Origin of the sequence: Mesorhizobium salmacidum (SeqCode), from assembly GCF_037179605.1 — a bacterium.
Taxonomy (GTDB): Bacteria; Pseudomonadota; Alphaproteobacteria; order Rhizobiales; family Rhizobiaceae; genus Mesorhizobium; species Mesorhizobium salmacidum.
Genome location: NZ_JAPYKS010000014.1, coordinates 141,302 through 157,194, shown reverse-complemented (window position 1 = coordinate 157,194; position 15,893 = coordinate 141,302). Strand labels below are relative to the sequence as shown.

Genomic DNA, 15,893 nt, shown 5'->3' with positions numbered 1-15,893 from the left:
AAAGTGCGCTACGACATCGTCATCATCGGCGGAGCCATCGTCGGGTCCTCGGTCGCTTACTATCTGCGTGAGGAAGGGTTTTCCGGCTCGATCGCGCTGATCGAACGCGACCCACAATTCGCCCATGCGGCGACGACGCTGTCCATGGCGTCGATCCGCCAGCAATTCTCCATTCCGGAAAATATCCGCCTGTCGCAATTCACGCTGAAACTGTTCCGGCGGCTGAAGGAAGAATTCGGCGCGGACGCCGATATCGGTTTTCGCGAGGGCGGCTATCTCATACTTGCCGGCGAGGCCGGGCTGCCGATCCTGAAGGCCAATCACGCGGCGCAGGTCGCCGAGGGCGCAGACATCCTGCTCGAGGACGCCGACCAGCTGACGCGCCGCTTCCCCTGGCTGTCGACCGAAGGCATCACCGCCGGCGCCTATGGCCGAAGCGGCGAAGGCTGGTTCGACGCCCATGCGATGCTGATGCTGTTCCGCAAGGCGTTGCGGGAGAAGAAGATCGACTTCATCAGCGCTTCGGTCTCCGGCATCGAGCGGCAGGGCGACCGCGTCACCGGCGTCAGCCTCGACAATGGCGATCGGCTGGAGGCCGGCATCGTCATCAATGCCGCAGGGCCGAACGCCGGCAAGGTCGCCTCCCTTGCAGGGCTGGCGCTGCCGGTCGAGCCACGCAAGCGCAATGTCTTCGTCTTCGAGGCGCGCGAGAAATATGCCGACATGCCGCTGCTGGTCGATCCCTCCGGCATCTATGTCAGGCCGGAGGGATCCGTCTACCTCACCGGCGGCGCCGAGCCGGAAGAGGGCGACGGCCCGGCCAATGCCGGGGATTTCGAGGTCGACTGGCCGCTGTTCGAGGAGGTGATCTGGCCGGTGCTGGCGACCCGCATCCCGGCCTTCGAGGCCATCAAGCCGACGCGCGCCTGGGCCGGGCATTATGACTACAACACGCTCGACCAGAACGCGGTGATCGGCCCGCATCCCGAGGTGACGAATTTCCTCTTCGCCAACGGATTCTCCGGCCACGGCCTGCAGCAGGCGCCGGCGGTCGGCAAGGCGCTGGCCGAATTGATCGTACATGGCGGCTACCGGACGATCGACTGCTCGGCGTTTGGGTATAGCCGGGTTGCCGAGGGAAGGGCGTTCCGGGAATTGAACGTGATTTGAGGCGGGGCGGGCATGCCTCTCCCTTCTCCCACAAGGGGAGAAGGAAGAAGCGTCTACGCCATCATCGCATCAACTTTAAGTGCATCGCCAAGCGCATTGCCTCCGGCCGTGTTGTCGAAGATGCCCCAGACCTCGGCACCCGCAGCGGCCGCTGCCTCCAATTGTCGGCTAAATCGGGCGAGATTTTCGGCGTCGTAATCGGAGTAATAGACGCGCGGCGCGCCGTGCCAGCGGAAGTAGGCGAGGCCAGGCCAGCCGCCCGGCACCGCGGCAGATGGCACCGGAGCGGGGTCGGCGGCGACACGCGCAATCCGGCGATCGGCCAGAAGCGCTTCAGCGTCCGGTTCGAACCAGCCGGGATGCCGCGGCTCGCAGACCAGCCTGGCCTTTGTTCGCCTGCTGTCGAAGAAACGGCGCGCGACTACCGGCTCGAAGGGCAGGCTCGGCGGCAGCTGCACCAGAAGCACGCTCAGCTTTGCGCCGAGACCTTCGACCTGCTGGAGAAAGCTTTCCAAAAGCTCGTCGCAGTCGACGAGACGGCGCTCATGGGTGATCGCCTTCGGCAGCTTGACGGCGAAGCGAAAGTGCTCCGGCACGGCGCGCGCCCAGCGCTCGTAGGTCTCGCGGCGATGCGGCTTGTAGAAGGACGTGTCGATCTCGACGATCGGAAAATGCCGGCCGTAGCGTTCGAGATGCGATCCGGGTTGCGGAAAATCTTGCTGGTATCGTGTCGGAATGCCCCAGCCGGCCGTGCCTATGAAACATACCTGTTTTGCCATGCATTGGATGTGGACCGGACGAGATCCGGGTCAAGGCGGACAAAGGGTATGCAAAGCAGCGACCCGCCGCTCACGCTGCAACCCGCCTTCCAGCCTCGACGTGCGCTTGAAGCCAGGCCAGCACCCGCGCCCACCCCTCTGCATGTTCGGCCGCCGCCTCATGCAGCCCGGCAAAGCCGCCATGGCAGATGGTGACGCGCGTGCCATTGGCGACCGGCTCCAGCAGCCAGGCGGCCGTGGTTTGCCGCCGGCCAAGCGTAGGATGGTCCCACTCATAGGTCCGCGTCTGCACGATCCGGCGCGGCGCTTCGATTTCGAGGAACTCGCCGCTGGCCGGCAGGTCCATGCCGTCAGCCGTGCGGACAATAACGGTCCAACGGCCGCCGACGCGCGGGTCGGCCGACCAGTCGACCATTCGGTAGGTCTCGGCTGACCCCCACCATTGCTCTACCTCCTTGCCGACCAGCGCCTCGAAGGTGCGTTCCGGTAGCGCTTCCATCTCGGCGGACGCCATGACGGTCTCGCCATTGGTCATGCTCCGTACCCTGAGAGCGTGCATCATGGATGTCTCCACGGATTTGTTTCGCTAGCGAAACGAGCCTTCACCCTTTCGATGGCGGGCGCTCGAACCCCTTGCCGGTCTCGAGCAGGCTCTTGAGGCTGGCCAGCACCAGCGGCCAGCCCATGGCAACGTTGCCGATCAGCCTGTGCGGCCCGTCCGCTTCATGGGTGACGGCAAGCTTCATCAACTCGCCTTCCTGTTCGATGGTGAAGGTGCAGCGCGTATAGCCGTCTTCCCTGATCTCGGGCATCCATTCATTGCGCCATTTTATGACCAGGCGTCGCGGCGGGTCGATCTCGAGGATCTCGCCGCTGTCGGCGACTCGCCCGTCCGGGAAGATCAGCTTCCAACTGGAGCCCACTTTCCACTCGCTCTCCTGATAGGAGCAGAGGAAAAACTGCCGGTTGAACTCCGGGTCGGTCAACGCTTCCCAGAGCTTTTCGGGCGTGGTTCGGATATAAGTCACATAAACGAAGCTGTTGCTCATCAGTCTTCCCTTTCGAGGCGTTTCTTCAGCTCGCTGAGGGCTGTCAGTCGCCCCCGCTCGAATTTGCCGATCCAGCGTTCGGCGATCTCATTGATCGGAACCGAATTGAGGTAGTGCTCCTTCTCCCGGCCCCGGCGGATGGTGGTGACGAGGTTTGCTTCCTCCAGGATCGCCAGGTGCTTGGTCACCGCCTGGCGGGTCATGGCCATCTCAGCGCACAGCGCATTCAGCGTCTGCCCATTCCTGGCATGGAGGCTGTCCAGCAATTGCCGGCGTGTCGGGTCCGCCAGGGCGCGAAAGGCTGCATCCATGCTCATGGCTTTAATATGCAACCAAATGGTTGCATGTCAAGCGGCAAGATGCCCGTTGTTGGCCGTAGGCGGGAGAAGAAATCAGCGCTTGCGGGAGATCCAGAAGGCGTCGGGCATACGTTTCATGCCGATGCGTTCGTAGAAGCCGACAGCGTCGGGCATCGAGATCAGGCTGATGGCGACCGACGGTCCGAGCTGCCGGACAACCTCGTCCATCAGCCCCTTGCCGATGCCCAGGCCTTGCGCCTTGGCCGAGACGGCGAGATCGGAGATGTAGCAGACCCAGGAAAAGTCGGTCAGGCAGCGGGCAACGCCAACCAGCGGCTTGGCTTCCATATCGAGAGGGGCCATGTCGAGAGGGGCCATCTCGAGACGGGCGGTCACGATCAGGTTGGCGCCTTCCAGCATCGCCTTCAGTCTTGCCTCGTCATCGACGGGCCTGACTTCGCCGAGACCGGATTCCACCAGCACGCGGCGGAATTCGGGAATGCCGAGCGTCGGTTCGCGCGCGTAGAGGACGTGGGCGTTTTCTGCCATGGGACCAGACTGCACCATCGGGCGGCGATTTCGAAGCCGTTTTTATGCGGCACCCTCTTGCCGGCACCCACAAACAGTTGCCTTTTATTTGCGCGCGGCTTTGTGTAAACCGGGCCCCAGCAAATCCCCCGCAACGAAAAACACGGGCCAAAGCCATGGAAAAATTCACCAAGCTCACCGGCGTCGCCGCTCCCATGCCGATCGTCAATGTCGACACCGACATGATCATCCCGAAGGATTATCTCAAGACGATCAAGCGCACCGGGCTTGGCACCGGCCTGTTCGCCGAGATGCGCTACAATGACGACGGTTCGGAAAATCCGGATTTCGTGCTCAACAAGCCGGCCTACCGCAAGGCGCAGATCCTGGTCGCCGGCGACAATTTCGGCTGCGGCTCGAGCCGGGAACACGCGCCATGGGCGCTGCTCGATTTCGGCATACGCTGCGTCATCTCGACCTCGTTCGCCGACATCTTCTACAACAACTGCTTCAAGAACGGCGTGCTGCCGATCACCGTCAGCCCCGAGGACCTGGAGAAGCTGATGGACGACGCCTCGCGCGGCTCCAACGCCACTCTGTCGGTCGATCTCGAAGCCAAGGAAATCCGTGGTCCGGACGGCGGCGTGGTCACATTCGACCTCGACGATTTCAAGCGGCACTGCCTGCTCAACGGGCTCGACGATATCGGCCTGACCATGGAAAAGGCCGGCGCCATCGCCTCGTTCGAGAAGAAGAACGCCGAACTGCGCCCCTGGGCCTGAGCGGCGAATAGACCGGTCCTTTCGGGCCGAGCGGCGACCGAGGGAGGGACAGTCATGACACGTTTGCTTCTGGCCGGCGTTTGCGCTTCGGCGGTGATGTTTCTGACGATCGCGGGCGCGCATGCACAGACCGGCACTGACGATGCGTCCGGCGCCGCCGACCAGGGCGCGTCAAGCACGGGAAACGTGGCGCTGGCCGAGGATGACAAGCAGGCGCCGATCCCGTTCGAGGGCGGTCAGCTGACCATCACGCAGCCGGAGCAGGACGGCGAAAAGGTGCTGGCCTATGACGGCAAGCAACTGGCCAGCAACTACGATGTCTTCTTCGACAAGATCGTGGAGGTCGGCGGCATCAAGGTGGCGCTGTTCAATGTCGGCGATGGCGGCAATCAATGCGGCCCGGCGACGGTGATCGTCTGGAAGCCAGAAGGCGGCGAGATCCAGGGCACCACGGTCGAGCAGGACGAGTGCGGCGCGCCGCCCTCCGCAGTGTCCGACAACGCCATTTATTTCGTGCCGTATCTCCTGCCGGGGGACCAGAAGCCGGCGCTGCAGTGGTCGCCGACGGATGGGCTGACGATTTCGGGCAATCTCACCTACATGCCGGAACCCGGCACCGACTGGAAAGACATTGATCCGGAAAAGTACCAGAACATCATCGACGCCTTCCACAATGAGGCCGTCTACAAGGAAGCCGAAAAACTGCTCGGCAAGGACATGCCCGACATGGCGACCAGCCTGCTGGTCGGCGGCGGCACGGAAAAGACCGCGTCCGGCGCCTTCTACGCCAGCGGCTGCGTGCCGCATGATTGCGGCGGCAATGACGGCTTCATGGCGGTCGACCCGGCCAAGCATCAGCTCTATTTCGCCCGCCGCGGCGACAATGGCCAGCCGAACGCCTGGCCGGCGGTGGCGACATGGCCGGCCGACGTGAAGGAGGCGCTGGACAAGGCGCTGGGGTCGGCGAATTAGCTAAAGCATTTCCGGCGAAAACAGGGCGAGGCGAATTTCCTCCGGCTTACGCGCGACAACCGTCCATTGTTGCCGACGCGCGCAGGACTGCGGTTTATACGCCGTTCTTCCTTTGAGTGCCGCCGATCGCCGGCGCGGAGATCGAGGATGGTCTTCGCCCAACCCGCGTCAACGGCGATATTCGTGGGGCAAATGGAACCAGATCGGCCGCGCGGCGTCATAGAAGCAGCTTCGCGGCAGTGCCTGGAGTAAATTGATGGTCAGGCTCGTTCTTCTGGCGTTTGTTTTGTTGGCCTTCGCATCTGGCGCCACGGAGGCGGCAAAGCTGGACGCAGCCGCCATCAACAATGCTCAATTCGGCGAAGCCGCAACGAAGGGCGTCGATGCGACCGTGCTGAAGGCACAGATCCTTTTGGACCGCGCGCGGTTCTCGCCTGGCCTGATTGATGGCCGCCAGGCGGAGAACTTCACCAAGGCGGTGCGGGCATTTCAGGGGGCCAACGCGCTGCCCGCCGATGGCAAGCTCAACCGGGAGACCTGGGACAAGCTGGTCGCAACCTCACCAGGCCCGGTTCTTGTGAATTACGAGCTGACGCGCAAGGATGTCCGTGGACCGTTTACCAAGCGCATTCCGGCCAGTATGGAAAGAATGGCTCGCCTGCGCAGGCTCGGCTATCGCAGTTCGCTGGAACGGATCGCGGAGCACTTCCACATCAGCGAACAATTGCTGCGAAGGCTCAACCCGGGCATCAGCTTCAGGAGGGCGGGCGCAAAGCTGCTGGTGCCGGCTATCGCCCGAGGCGATCCGCCCTCAGCCGTTGCCAACGTCGAAGTCGACAAGGCCGCGCGCCAAGTTCGCGTTCTCGACAATTCCGGCAAAGTGGTTTCGGTCTACCCCGCCTCGATTGGAAGCGAAGAGAAGCCGGCGCCGAGCGGCGAGGCACAAGTCACACGCGCGGTCCACAATCCCACCTATCACTATGATCCCAACTTCGCCTTCAAGGGGGTCAAAACCAAAAGGCCCTTCACCATCGCCGCCGGGCCTAACAATCCTGTCGGATCGGTCTGGATCGACCTGTCCATTGAAAGTTACGGGATTCACGGCACGCCCGAACCAGGCAAGATCGGGAAGACTTTTTCGCATGGTTGCATCAGACTGACCAATTGGGATGCCGAAGACCTGGCCCTTGAGGTGCACAAAGGCACAAGGGTTGTCTTCACCGGAGAAACGGCTGAATCGGCCAACGACCAACCGGGCTGACGCATGGCGGCGATGCAGATCCCTGAGCCGGTACTCGGAGCCGCACGGAGAGCACCTCACGGTAGCCGGCGCACGAGATCTTCACCGTCGAAATCCACAGCGGCGCTTACCGCTCGGAGCCTGCCATGGGCCGGCCGGAACTGCTCGCAATCCCAACCGGACAAGCTTTAGTTCGCTCCGAGGCTCAGCGCCTTCTTGCGGTCGGCCTCGGCGCGCTTGCGATTGCCCTTGGCTTGCCAAGCCTGGCTTCGAGCTTTGTAGGCTGTGGCGAAATCAGGCTTGAGCGCTATCGCTTGGCTCAAATCGTCAATGGCTCCATCATAGTCCGCCCTGCTGGTGCGGATCACGCCTCGGCCAAGATAGGCAAAATGGTTCTTGCGATCGAGGCTGAGCGCCATTTCGAAATCGCGTATCGCCGCGTCATCCTTATGATTGCCCATCCATATGAGGCCTCGATCGGCATAGACCCTCGCGTCCTTGGGATTGAGGCTGATGGCCATCTCGTAATCCGCAAGCGCCCCCTGGTAATCTCCCTGAAAACCACGGTTTTGGCCGCGGTCGTAATAGGTATCGGGAAAATTCGGATTGAGCGCGATCGCTTGGCTGTAATCGGCGACGGCACGGGCGTAATCGCCCTTTGCCTCCCAGGCCAAGGCCCGGGCCAGATAGGCGTCATGGAATGCCGGAAAGAATGCAATCGCCTTGCCGTAAAGGGCGATGGCATCGTCATAGTCGTCTTTTTCCTGCAGTGCCCGACCCTTGTTGAACGTCTGCGCGGCCAGCGAAGTCCAACTCGGCCTCGTCGCTTCCTCGCCAGCCGGGCCAGCGGCTTTGCCTGGCATCTTCGATGCGTTCGCTTCGTCTCTTGCTAGGATGGCCAACTTGCGACCCTTGCGAGCGGCGGCCATCTTAGGATTGAGCTTCAGCGCGTGGTCGAAATCGGCAACAGCCGGCTCGTAGTCGCCCTTGGTGAACCAGACGCTGCCCCGCGCAAAATACACCGGCGCATACCGCGGCTTGAGTTCGACTACGCGGCTGTAGTCGGCGATGGCGCGATCCAGTTCGTTCTTGTTGGTCCATGCGACGGCGCGGCCCAGATAAGCGTCTAAATAGTTGGGATAGAGTCCGACGGCCTTGCCGAAGTCGTCGATGGCTGCGTCGTACATGCCCTTCTGGACAAGGGATATACCGCGGCCGACATAGGCCCGGGCTTTTGTCGGATCGAGCGCAATTGCCTTGCTGTATTCGGCGATGGCGCGATCGTATTTGCCTTTGTCGTAAAAAGCATCGCCCCGATCGATGATCGCCTTGAGGTTCTTGGGGACGGGGCCGACCGCGTCCGATCCGCCATCGCCTTTCCACAGCGCTTTACCTTCCGCGGCCGTCATGTCCGGAACGGTAGGCTTCGGAGCGTCTGCATCGGGCCTTGGATGCGATTCGTCCGGCGGCGACGTGAGCTTGACGCCGTCGCTCGCGACCTGCTCGTCGCATGCCTCAGCCCGCTGCGGATCGAGTTCGATGGCGCGCCGGCAATCCGCCACGGCGCCGGCCTTGTCGCCGTTCAGGGCTCTCGCGCGGCTGCGTACGAGGTAGGCCCTGGCGTTGTTTGGGTCGAGGCTGATCGCCTTGGCGAGATCGAGAAGCGCACCACCGGCGCTATAATCCGCCAGCCGCGCTTCGGCGCGTTCGACCAGGATTTCTGCGGCGGCTGGGTCCGTTTTGTTCCTGGTTGCCGACTCGTCCGGTTCGCCGGACGCCTGCTCATTGCAGGAGCCTGCGCGCCTGAGGTCCAGTTCGACGGCGCGCAGGCAATCTTTGGCGGCAACGGCGTAATTTCCCTGCGACGCCTCGGCGAGCGACCGGTCGTGAAAGGCTTCGGCACTGTAGGGATCGAGCTCAATCGCAAAGCTGAAGCTGTCGATCGCGCCGGCAACATCGCCCAGCACCTGCTGCTCCAATCCCCGCTTCAGAGTCCAGGCAACGCGCTCGGAATGATCCTCCTTCTTGGGATAGAGCTGAAACGGCTCGTATACCGGCGGCGCGGCAGGCTCTTCCGCGGCCCCGTCTGCGTCATAAGTCGGGCTGGATACTGGGTTGGGCGCCGTGGCTTGGACGCTCAGTCTTTCCTTGCGGTAATCGGGATTGGCCGGGTCGAGCGCAATAGCCTTGTCCAGATCAGCGATTGCCTTGTCGGGATCGCTCGCCTTCCAGACCAATGCCCGAATAAAGTAGGACCTTGGATCGGCCGGCTTCAAAGAGATGGCTTTGTCGAGATCGGCAAATGCTTCCTTCGCATTGCCGATCCGGGCCATGGTCATGCCGCGTACCCGGTAAGCTTGGGCGTCGGTCGGGTCGAGGCGGATCACTTCATTCAGATCGGCAAGAGCGCGGCCGTAATCTTTCTTCAAGCCCCAGCTTTTGGCGCGGTTAAAGTAGAAAGTGGAATTTGCCGGGTCCAGCCGGATCGCCTCATCGAACGCGGCGATGGCGCGGGTATGGTCGCCCTTGTCCTGCCAGGCAATGCCGCGGACGCCATAAGCCTTTGCGTTGGCCGGGTCGATGTCGATAGCTTCGTCGCAATCAATGATGGCGCGGTCGTGCTCGCCTTTCTTGCTGAATGCCCTGGCGCGATTGACATAGAGGCTGGCGTCACCCGGCGCGATCGCGCGGGTGCAGGCAGCGATCTGCCGGTCGGCGTCGACTTTGTCGTGGCTGAAACAGGTTGCCTGGTCTACGCTGGCCGCCGATGCTGGCGCGCCGAGACCGACGAGGGCGACCATCCCCGCCAGCGATAGCCAGCCGTGCAACAACCCTGCAACAGCAGCGCGCCCCAGCGCGCTCGTTCGGCGTGACATGGTCTAATGCTCCCCCCGGAGTTGCTGAGACGGCTCTTGCGGTTACTATAGTTCTGTTTTTGTTCCTAAATGCAAGCAGAAATTGCAATAGCTGCGGCCGCCGCCGATCTCCTCGCATCATGGAGTCCGGGGACGCGGCGGGAAGGAACTGGCCGTCGACATCAGAAATTCTGCACCGTCGATCCATTCGTCTTGGCCCTTGGCGGGATCGCGCTTTCCCCACAGAGTAACTGCAACCATGTGAGGCTCCTCATGCGCAAGCTCATCTCCACCGGCTCTCCGTTCGAAAAGACCGCCGGCTATTCGCGTGCGGTGGTGCAGGGCGACTGGTGTTTCGTCTCCGGCACCACCGGCTATGACTATGCGACCATGACGATGCCGGAGACGGTCGAGGCGCAGACGCGCAACTGCCTGGCGACGATCGGCAAGGCTTTGCAGGATGGCGGCTTTGACATGGCCGATGTGGTGCGGGCGCATTACTACGTCACCGACCAGGCTTTCGTGGACGTGGTCTTCCCGATCCTCGGCGAGACGTTCGGCGACATCAGGCCGGCGGCGACCATGATCGTGTGCCAGCTCAACAAGCCGGAAATGAAGATCGAGATCGAGGTGACGGCGCTGCGGCGTACGGCCTGAGGAGACCTACGCCATGAAGGTCAGGCGCATCGTGGCCAATATCGAGACACCGAACGCGACGGCGGCGAACCGTTTCTACCATGACGTGCTTGGCCTCGACATCCTGATGGATCAGGGCTGGATCGTAACCTACGGTTCCGGGGAAACGATGCAGGTGCAGGTCAGTTTCATGGCGCAAGGGGGGTCCGGTACGCCGGTGCCGGACCTGTCGATCGAGGTCGATGACGTCGATGCGGCGCTCGAGGCCATGGAGGCCGCCGGTTTCGCCATCGAATACGGACCGGCCGACGAACCCTGGGGCGTGCGGCGCTTCTATGTGCGAGATCCCCTTGGCCGGCTGGTCAACATTCTCTCGCATCGGTGAGGGCATGTTCCGTGGGGCTATGGCTTGGATTCGTGACATGTCGGCAGGCCAGAGGGGGGCGCGAAGGATCGCTGCTTGGCCACTGTTCAGCACCGCTGCGTCCTTACGGCTTGCGCTGCAACCGCTTGGCGTTTAGCAAGGCCGCGGTCGCACAGCGCCGCGCGCCTCCTTGGCGCGCAAAGGACGCTGTGCAAAATCGAAACGCAATCTTTCTGGGACGGCTCTCCATGGCAACGAAGCATCTTTTCCTGCTCCCCGGCGACGGCATCGGCCCCGAGGCCATGGCCGAGGTCAAGAAGCTGATAGCTGCCATGAACGCAAAGCTCGGCAGCGGCTTCGTCACCGATGAGGGCCTGGTCGGCGGCTGTGCCTACGATGCGCATGGCGCGGCGATTTCCGATGCCGATATGGAAAAAGCGATGGCCGCGGACGCTGTGCTGTTCGGTGCCGTCGGCGGGCCGAAGTGGGATGCCGTGCCTTACGAGGTGCGGCCCGAGGCCGGCCTGCTTCGGCTGCGCAAGGACATGGAGCTGTTCGCCAATCTGCGCCCGGCAATCTGCTACCCGGCGCTGGCCGCCTCTTCCTCGCTGAAGCAGGAAGTGGTCGAAGGCCTCGACATCCTCATCGTGCGCGAGCTGACCGGTGGCGTCTATTTCGGCGAGCCCAAGCAGATCATCGATCTCGGCAACGGCCAGAAGCGCGGCATCGACACGCAGGTCTACGACACGTTCGAGATCGAGCGCATTTCGGGCGTCGCTTTCGAGCTCGCGCGGACCCGCAAGAACCACGTCACCTCAATGGAAAAGCGCAACGTCATGAAGTCTGGCGTGCTGTGGAACGAGGTCGTCACCCAGACCCACAAGGCGCGCTATTCCGACGTCAAGCTCGACCACATGCTGGCCGACGCCGGCGGCATGCAGCTGGTGCGCTGGCCAAAACAGTTCGACGTCATTGTCACCGACAATCTGTTCGGCGACATGCTGTCCGACATCGCCGCCATGCTGACCGGCTCGATCGGTATGCTGCCGTCGGCCTCGCTCGGCGCGCCCGACGTGAAGACCAAGAAGCGCAAGGCGCTCTACGAGCCGGTACACGGCTCGGCCCCCGACATCGCCGGCAAGGGCATCGCCAACCCGATCGCCATGATCGCCTCCTTCGCCATGTGCCTGCGCTATTCCTTCGGCATGGTCGATGAAGCCGACAAGCTCGAAGCTTCAATCGCCGCCGTGCTCGACCAGGGCTGGCGCACCAAGGATATTTTCTCCCCCGGCATGACCGAGGTTGGCACCGTCGAGATGGGCGACGCGATTATCGCAAAATTCCTGGCCTAGCCGGCAGGGCGGCTCGGCCTCAGCGGATCTCGCCGGCAAGCTGCCGCAGCAGGCCGACGAGCTGCGCCTCGTCCACAGGTTCGAAGAAGGCCGCGTCGGCGGTCTCGACGGCGACGATCGCTTGCTGTGCGGCGGCCACCCCGGCGGCGGTGACGCGGATCACCTTGGCCCGGGAATCCCGGGGGTCGGCCTCGCGTGCGATCAATCCTTTCGCCTCCAGCCGGGCGACGACGTCCGAGGTCATCTTCACCTCCGTGCCGGCCTGGGCGGCGAGCTGCACCTGGTTGGGCGGCTCGCCATTGCGTGCGAGCCACATCGCCGAGGCGAGCAGCACGAATTGGACATGTGTCAGGCCGAGCGGCGCCAGCGCCGCCGTCATGACACGCTGCCAGCGCATCGTGGTCCGCCAGAGCAGCAATCCGGGGCTCTCCGATGGTCCGCCCTTGAAGCGCGTGTCCAGTTCAGCCACGGTTCGCCAACGCCTCCGCCTGCTCGAACAGCTTGGCCATCGAGACGTCGAAATCGCCACTGATCTGCGGCCCGAGTTCCGGGCCGACCTCGGCGGCCGAAGGGCCCGAGATATCAAGCCGGTGCGTCACCTGCGTGCCGCCTTCGACGGGCACCAGCGTGTGCCGGAACAGCAGCGTGGTGTCACCGAACGAAGTTTCATCGGCATAGGTCAAATTGTCGACGAAATCGACGATGGTCGATTCGAACGTGTCCTGTCCGACCGGTGTCACCGAGACGCGGGTGCCCTTGGCGAACGGCCCGTGCAGCACGAAAGTGTCGGACCCCTCATAGGTCAGGCGGCCTTCATGCAAGGCTCGCGCCGGAAGCGGGGAAGTCGCGGTGTATTCATTGGTCCACATCGTCTTGGCTCCGTCTTGTCCGATCGACTATTCGATCCGTGCACAGACTATCTGTGTGCGGATTAAATTGTAAGCGGAATTTTCGGCCGCAACGTTTGATGAGCGGACTATCCAGCAGGGTTGCTCATGATTGCCATATGCACGCCAAGCTATATGCCGACACCAGCCGGCACCGGTCCCCACTGGTTTTCACGCGCCTGGGTCGGGATCAACGCGAAGACCAGGATGATCAGGCTGCCGATGCTGGGGATGAGGATCACCAGATAGAGCCAGCCCGACAGGCCGATATCGTGCAGCCGGCGCACCGTCATGCCGAGGCCGGGCAGGAGCGTCGCCAGGAGGAAGGTGCCGCAGAGGCCGACCGTCACCACCGCGGAGACGTCGGTGTCGAAATTGCCCATTTCGATATCGGTGAAGATGCCGATGCCGCCGATGATGAGCAGGCAGACCACCCAGAACAGGCAGTAGCCCCAATATTCCTTGCGGCGGGCGCGGCCGGCGAAGTTGAAGTAGTTCCGCGTCAGGCCACGCCAGAAATAGCCCCAGAGATCACTGGGTTCGGCGGTGGCGCTCTCGCTGGATCGGCCGAAATGCTGCGCCTGCGGTGCGCGGGCCGCGGGTGCGGTGCCGGGTTGAGCCGGAGCGGCGTTTATGCCGGCGGCCACGGTCGGGTTTGCGGCCGGGCTTGCGGTGGTTTGGCCGGCGATCGAAAAAACGTCTCGCGCCTGGCCGCCGCCCGTCTGGAACTCGACCACCGTCCCATTGGGCATCGCGGTTTGCCGGCGCAGGTTCTCGCGGGTGAAGGTGTAGCGGTTGCCGTCGGCGCCGGTGATGAAGCCGAAGCCCTGATCCTCGTCATAGTGAAGCACTTCGCCGCGCATCGCCCACCCCCTTGTCGCCACGTCCCTGCCAAGATGTGGCACAGGGCCGAGCCGATGGGCAAGCCGCCCATAAGCCACCGCCTTCGCGGCAAATGACGCAAAAATCAGCAGCGAGGCTTTCGCGTCGGTCTTACGACGGCCGCTTCTTCGTCTTCTTATGCTTAGGCGCGCCGGTGTTTTCGAATTTCGGCTTGCCCGGCTTTTTCGCCCACGGCTTTGCCTCATGCGCGGCTGCCGGGCGCTGGTCGGCGGAAGCCGGTGCACGCTTCTCGAACTTGCGCTTCGGCGCGTTCGGGTCGAACGGCGCCTTGCCGCGATGCGGTTTCTTGTCGGGGCTGGGCGGCTGATAGCCGGCCCGCGACAAGTCAGGCGTGCCGTCCAGCCGCCTCACCACGATGTTGCCCTGCAATTTGCGGTCGGGGCCGATCGCGGCGAGAAAACGCTCGGCCCAGTCGGCGGCGATCTGCACGAACGTCTCTTCCGGCTGCATCTTGATGGCGCCGATCTCACGCTTGCTGATGCTGCCGGCACGGCACAGCATCGGGATCAGCCAGCGCGGCTCGGCATTTTGCCGGCGTCCGACCGACAGCGAGACCCAGACGCTGGCGCCGAAATCGTCGCGGCGGCTGGGCGCCTCGTCGCGGTGCGCAAACTTCTCGCCCGCCAGCCTTTCGCGCGAAGGTGTGAAAGGCGCGACGTCCATCAGATCCTCGGGCGCGGAGCGGCTGGCGCGGCACTGGCGCACAAAGGCGGCCGTCACCTGTTCGGCACCATGCCTGGCGAGAAGCGCGTCGATGAACGCACGCTCGTCGTCCTTCACCGGTTCGTCGAAAGCCGGATCGGTAAGGATGCGCTCGTCGTCGCGCCGTATCACGTCGTCGGCCGAGGGCGGGCTCGCCCATGTCGCCGTCAGCTTGGCGCTTTGCAGCAGCCGCTCGGTGCGCCTGCGGGCGCTATTGGGCACGATCAGCGCGCTGACGCCCTTGCGTCCGGCACGTCCGGTGCGGCCGCTGCGGTGCAGCAGCGTTTCCGGATTGGTCGGCAGGTCGGCGTGGATCACCAGCTCGAGGTTGGGGAGGTCGATGCCGCGCGCCGCCACGTCGGTGGCGATGCAGACTTTCGCGCGGCCGTCGCGCATCGCCTGCAGCGCATGGCTGCGTTCGTTCTGGCTGAGTTCGCCCGAGAGCGCGACGACGGAAAAATTGCGGTTGTTGAAGCGGGCCGTGAGATGATTGACGGCGGCACGCGTGTTGCAGAACACCAGCGCGTTCTTGGCTTCATAGAAACGCAGCACGTTGATGATGGCGTTCTCGCGGTCGGCCTGGGCGACATTCAGCGCCCTGTATTCGATGTCGAGATGCTGCTTTTCCTCGCCGGCGGCCGAGATGCGCACGGCATCGCGCTGATAGCCCTGGGCGAGCGTGGCGATGGAGCGCGGCACGGTGGCGGAAAACATCAGCGTGCGGCGGTCGGCCGGTGCGGCATCGAGAATGAATTCGAGGTCCTCGCGAAAGCCGAGATCGAGCATCTCGTCGGCCTCGTCCAGCACCACGGCCTTGAGCGTCGACATGTCGAGTGAATTACGGGTGATGTGGTCGCGCAGCCGGCCGGGCGTGCCGACGACGATATGGGCGCCGCGCTCCAGCGTCCGCCGTTCGGTGCGCATGTCCATGCCGCCGACGCAGGATGCCACCGTGGCGCCGGTCGGCTCGTAGAGCCATTCGAGCTCGCGCGTAACCTGCAGCGCCAGTTCACGCGTTGGCGCCACCGCCAGTGCCAGCGGCGCCGCCGCCTGGCCGAAACGTTCCGCGCCGTCGAGCAGCGTCGGCGCCATGGCAAGGCCGAAGGCGACGGTCTTGCCCGAGCCGGTCTGTGCCGACACCAGAGCGTCGGCCTGCCCGAGCTCCAGCACCGCCTTCTGCACCGGTGTCAGGTCGGAATAACCGCGTTTCTCCAGCGCTTGTGCCAGCGCGGGAACAATACCTTCGAAGTTGGACATCTCATTCTTTCGGAATTCAGGGGATTGCTCTTACGAAGCACATCCGGGACCGGCACGCGTGCCGGTCAGACAATCTTTGGGTGTTCGTACTTCTTGCGGTGGCCATTGTACAGTGCAG

The 15,893-nt window shown here is 63.5% G+C and carries 17 protein-coding genes; 7 read left to right on the top strand and 10 right to left on the bottom strand.

Translation table 11 applies throughout. The features are described 5' to 3' along the window. The first annotated feature begins 3 nt into the window (after positions 1 to 3). Entirely contained in the window at positions 4 to 1,170 is a 1,167-nt protein-coding gene (locus O7A60_RS19950; RefSeq protein WP_337107691.1) for an NAD(P)/FAD-dependent oxidoreductase, read from the top strand. Between the two features lie 53 nt (positions 1,171 to 1,223). Here the strand turns inward: O7A60_RS19950 and O7A60_RS19945 are convergent, their stop codons facing one another. The 5 genes from O7A60_RS19945 to O7A60_RS19925 form a co-directional block, all read right to left on the bottom strand. Beyond that, positions 1,224 to 1,949: a DUF72 domain-containing protein gene (locus O7A60_RS19945; RefSeq protein WP_337107690.1), complete on the bottom strand. Its 726-nt coding sequence runs from the start codon at positions 1,947 to 1,949 to the stop codon at positions 1,224 to 1,226. 70 nt (positions 1,950 to 2,019) lie between these two features. Next, on the bottom strand, positions 2,020 to 2,511 hold the full coding sequence (locus tag O7A60_RS19940; RefSeq protein WP_337107689.1) for an SRPBCC family protein: 492 nt from the start codon (positions 2,509 to 2,511) through the stop codon (positions 2,020 to 2,022). A 40-nt stretch (positions 2,512 to 2,551) separates the two neighbouring features. Next, positions 2,552 to 2,998 (bottom strand): SRPBCC family protein, encoded by a 447-nt coding sequence (locus O7A60_RS19935; protein WP_337107688.1) that lies wholly within the window; start codon positions 2,996 to 2,998, stop codon positions 2,552 to 2,554. Further along, positions 2,998 to 3,315, bottom strand: coding sequence for an ArsR/SmtB family transcription factor (locus O7A60_RS19930; protein ID WP_337107687.1), 318 nt, complete (start codon positions 3,313 to 3,315; stop codon positions 2,998 to 3,000). The genes O7A60_RS19935 and O7A60_RS19930 overlap by 1 nt, the downstream gene beginning before the upstream one ends. Positions 3,316 to 3,390: 75 nt before the next feature. Then, positions 3,391 to 3,846 (bottom strand): GNAT family N-acetyltransferase, encoded by a 456-nt coding sequence (locus O7A60_RS19925; RefSeq protein ID WP_337107686.1) that lies wholly within the window; start codon positions 3,844 to 3,846, stop codon positions 3,391 to 3,393. Positions 3,847 to 4,001: 155 nt separating this feature from the next. On the opposite strand from O7A60_RS19925, the gene leuD reads away from it, so the two are divergent. The 3 genes from leuD (at position 4,002) to O7A60_RS19910 (ending at position 6,840) form a co-directional block, all read left to right on the top strand. Further along, positions 4,002 to 4,607 (top strand): 3-isopropylmalate dehydratase small subunit, encoded by a 606-nt coding sequence (gene leuD, locus O7A60_RS19920; protein WP_027145969.1) that lies wholly within the window; start codon positions 4,002 to 4,004, stop codon positions 4,605 to 4,607. A gap of 54 nt (positions 4,608 to 4,661) precedes the next feature. Continuing rightward, positions 4,662 to 5,579 carry a hypothetical protein gene (locus O7A60_RS19915; protein WP_140510533.1) on the top strand — a complete coding sequence of 306 codons (918 nt, stop codon included), beginning with the start codon at positions 4,662 to 4,664 and terminating at the stop codon, positions 5,577 to 5,579. A gap of 256 nt (positions 5,580 to 5,835) precedes the next feature. After that, complete coding sequence (locus O7A60_RS19910) at positions 5,836 to 6,840, top strand: L,D-transpeptidase family protein (RefSeq protein WP_337107685.1); 1,005 nt, start codon at positions 5,836 to 5,838, stop codon at positions 6,838 to 6,840. A gap of 167 nt (positions 6,841 to 7,007) precedes the next feature. On the opposite strand, the gene O7A60_RS19905 is transcribed toward O7A60_RS19910, so the two are convergent. Further along, a complete protein-coding gene (locus O7A60_RS19905; RefSeq protein ID WP_337107684.1) occupies positions 7,008 to 9,695 on the bottom strand; it encodes a tetratricopeptide repeat protein in 2,688 nt (895 codons plus the stop codon). A gap of 252 nt (positions 9,696 to 9,947) precedes the next feature. On the opposite strand from O7A60_RS19905, the gene O7A60_RS19900 reads away from it, so the two are divergent. From O7A60_RS19900 to leuB, 3 genes are all read left to right on the top strand, one after another. Further along, positions 9,948 to 10,331 carry a RidA family protein gene (locus O7A60_RS19900; RefSeq protein ID WP_337107683.1) on the top strand — a complete coding sequence of 128 codons (384 nt, stop codon included), beginning with the start codon at positions 9,948 to 9,950 and terminating at the stop codon, positions 10,329 to 10,331. Between the two features lie 13 nt (positions 10,332 to 10,344). Continuing rightward, positions 10,345 to 10,695 (top strand): VOC family protein, encoded by a 351-nt coding sequence (locus O7A60_RS19895; protein ID WP_337107681.1) that lies wholly within the window; start codon positions 10,345 to 10,347, stop codon positions 10,693 to 10,695. Positions 10,696 to 10,922: 227 nt separating this feature from the next. Further along, positions 10,923 to 12,026: a 3-isopropylmalate dehydrogenase gene (leuB, locus tag O7A60_RS19890; protein ID WP_337107680.1), complete on the top strand. Its 1,104-nt coding sequence runs from the start codon at positions 10,923 to 10,925 to the stop codon at positions 12,024 to 12,026. 19 nt (positions 12,027 to 12,045) lie between these two features. Here leuB and O7A60_RS19885 read toward each other — a convergent pair whose 3' ends face one another. From O7A60_RS19885 to O7A60_RS19870, 4 genes are all read right to left on the bottom strand, one after another. Next, positions 12,046 to 12,495, bottom strand: coding sequence for a MarR family winged helix-turn-helix transcriptional regulator (locus O7A60_RS19885; protein WP_337107679.1), 450 nt, complete (start codon positions 12,493 to 12,495; stop codon positions 12,046 to 12,048). Further along, positions 12,488 to 12,895 carry an SRPBCC family protein gene (locus O7A60_RS19880; protein WP_337107678.1) on the bottom strand — a complete coding sequence of 136 codons (408 nt, stop codon included), beginning with the start codon at positions 12,893 to 12,895 and terminating at the stop codon, positions 12,488 to 12,490. Before O7A60_RS19880 ends, O7A60_RS19885 begins: the two co-directional genes overlap by 8 nt. A 149-nt stretch (positions 12,896 to 13,044) precedes the next feature. Beyond that, the gene (locus tag O7A60_RS19875) at positions 13,045 to 13,776 is read right to left on the bottom strand and encodes a DUF805 domain-containing protein (protein ID WP_337107677.1); all 732 of its coding nucleotides are present in this window, start codon (positions 13,774 to 13,776) and stop codon (positions 13,045 to 13,047) included. 130 nt (positions 13,777 to 13,906) lie between these two features. Continuing rightward, a complete protein-coding gene (locus O7A60_RS19870; RefSeq protein WP_337107676.1) occupies positions 13,907 to 15,775 on the bottom strand; it encodes a DEAD/DEAH box helicase in 1,869 nt (622 codons plus the stop codon). Positions 15,776 to 15,893: the final 118 nt, after the last annotated feature.

Excerpts from the sequence above, each read along its gene's own strand:
- O7A60_RS19895 (WP_337107681.1), top strand. The coding sequence starts at position 10,345 with ATGAAGGTCAGGCGCATCGTGGCCAATATCGAGACACCGAACGCGACG.
- O7A60_RS19870 (WP_337107676.1), bottom strand. The coding sequence starts at position 15,775 with ATGTCCAACTTCGAAGGTATTGTTCCCGCGCTGGCACAAGCGCTGGAG.
- O7A60_RS19910 (WP_337107685.1), top strand. The coding sequence starts at position 5,836 with ATGGTCAGGCTCGTTCTTCTGGCGTTTGTTTTGTTGGCCTTCGCATCT.
- O7A60_RS19905 (WP_337107684.1), bottom strand. The coding sequence starts at position 9,695 with ATGTCACGCCGAACGAGCGCGCTGGGGCGCGCTGCTGTTGCAGGGTTG.
- O7A60_RS19880 (WP_337107678.1), bottom strand. The coding sequence starts at position 12,895 with ATGTGGACCAATGAATACACCGCGACTTCCCCGCTTCCGGCGCGAGCC.
- O7A60_RS19935 (WP_337107688.1), bottom strand. The coding sequence starts at position 2,998 with ATGAGCAACAGCTTCGTTTATGTGACTTATATCCGAACCACGCCCGAA.
- O7A60_RS19875 (WP_337107677.1), bottom strand. The coding sequence starts at position 13,776 with ATGCGCGGCGAAGTGCTTCACTATGACGAGGATCAGGGCTTCGGCTTC.
- leuD (WP_027145969.1), top strand. The coding sequence starts at position 4,002 with ATGGAAAAATTCACCAAGCTCACCGGCGTCGCCGCTCCCATGCCGATC.
- leuB (WP_337107680.1), top strand. The coding sequence starts at position 10,923 with ATGGCAACGAAGCATCTTTTCCTGCTCCCCGGCGACGGCATCGGCCCC.
- O7A60_RS19915 (WP_140510533.1), top strand. The coding sequence starts at position 4,662 with ATGACACGTTTGCTTCTGGCCGGCGTTTGCGCTTCGGCGGTGATGTTT.
- O7A60_RS19945 (WP_337107690.1), bottom strand. The coding sequence starts at position 1,949 with ATGGCAAAACAGGTATGTTTCATAGGCACGGCCGGCTGGGGCATTCCG.
- O7A60_RS19900 (WP_337107683.1), top strand. The coding sequence starts at position 9,948 with ATGCGCAAGCTCATCTCCACCGGCTCTCCGTTCGAAAAGACCGCCGGC.
- O7A60_RS19925 (WP_337107686.1), bottom strand. The coding sequence starts at position 3,846 with ATGGCAGAAAACGCCCACGTCCTCTACGCGCGCGAACCGACGCTCGGC.
- O7A60_RS19940 (WP_337107689.1), bottom strand. The coding sequence starts at position 2,511 with ATGATGCACGCTCTCAGGGTACGGAGCATGACCAATGGCGAGACCGTC.
- O7A60_RS19930 (WP_337107687.1), bottom strand. The coding sequence starts at position 3,315 with ATGAGCATGGATGCAGCCTTTCGCGCCCTGGCGGACCCGACACGCCGG.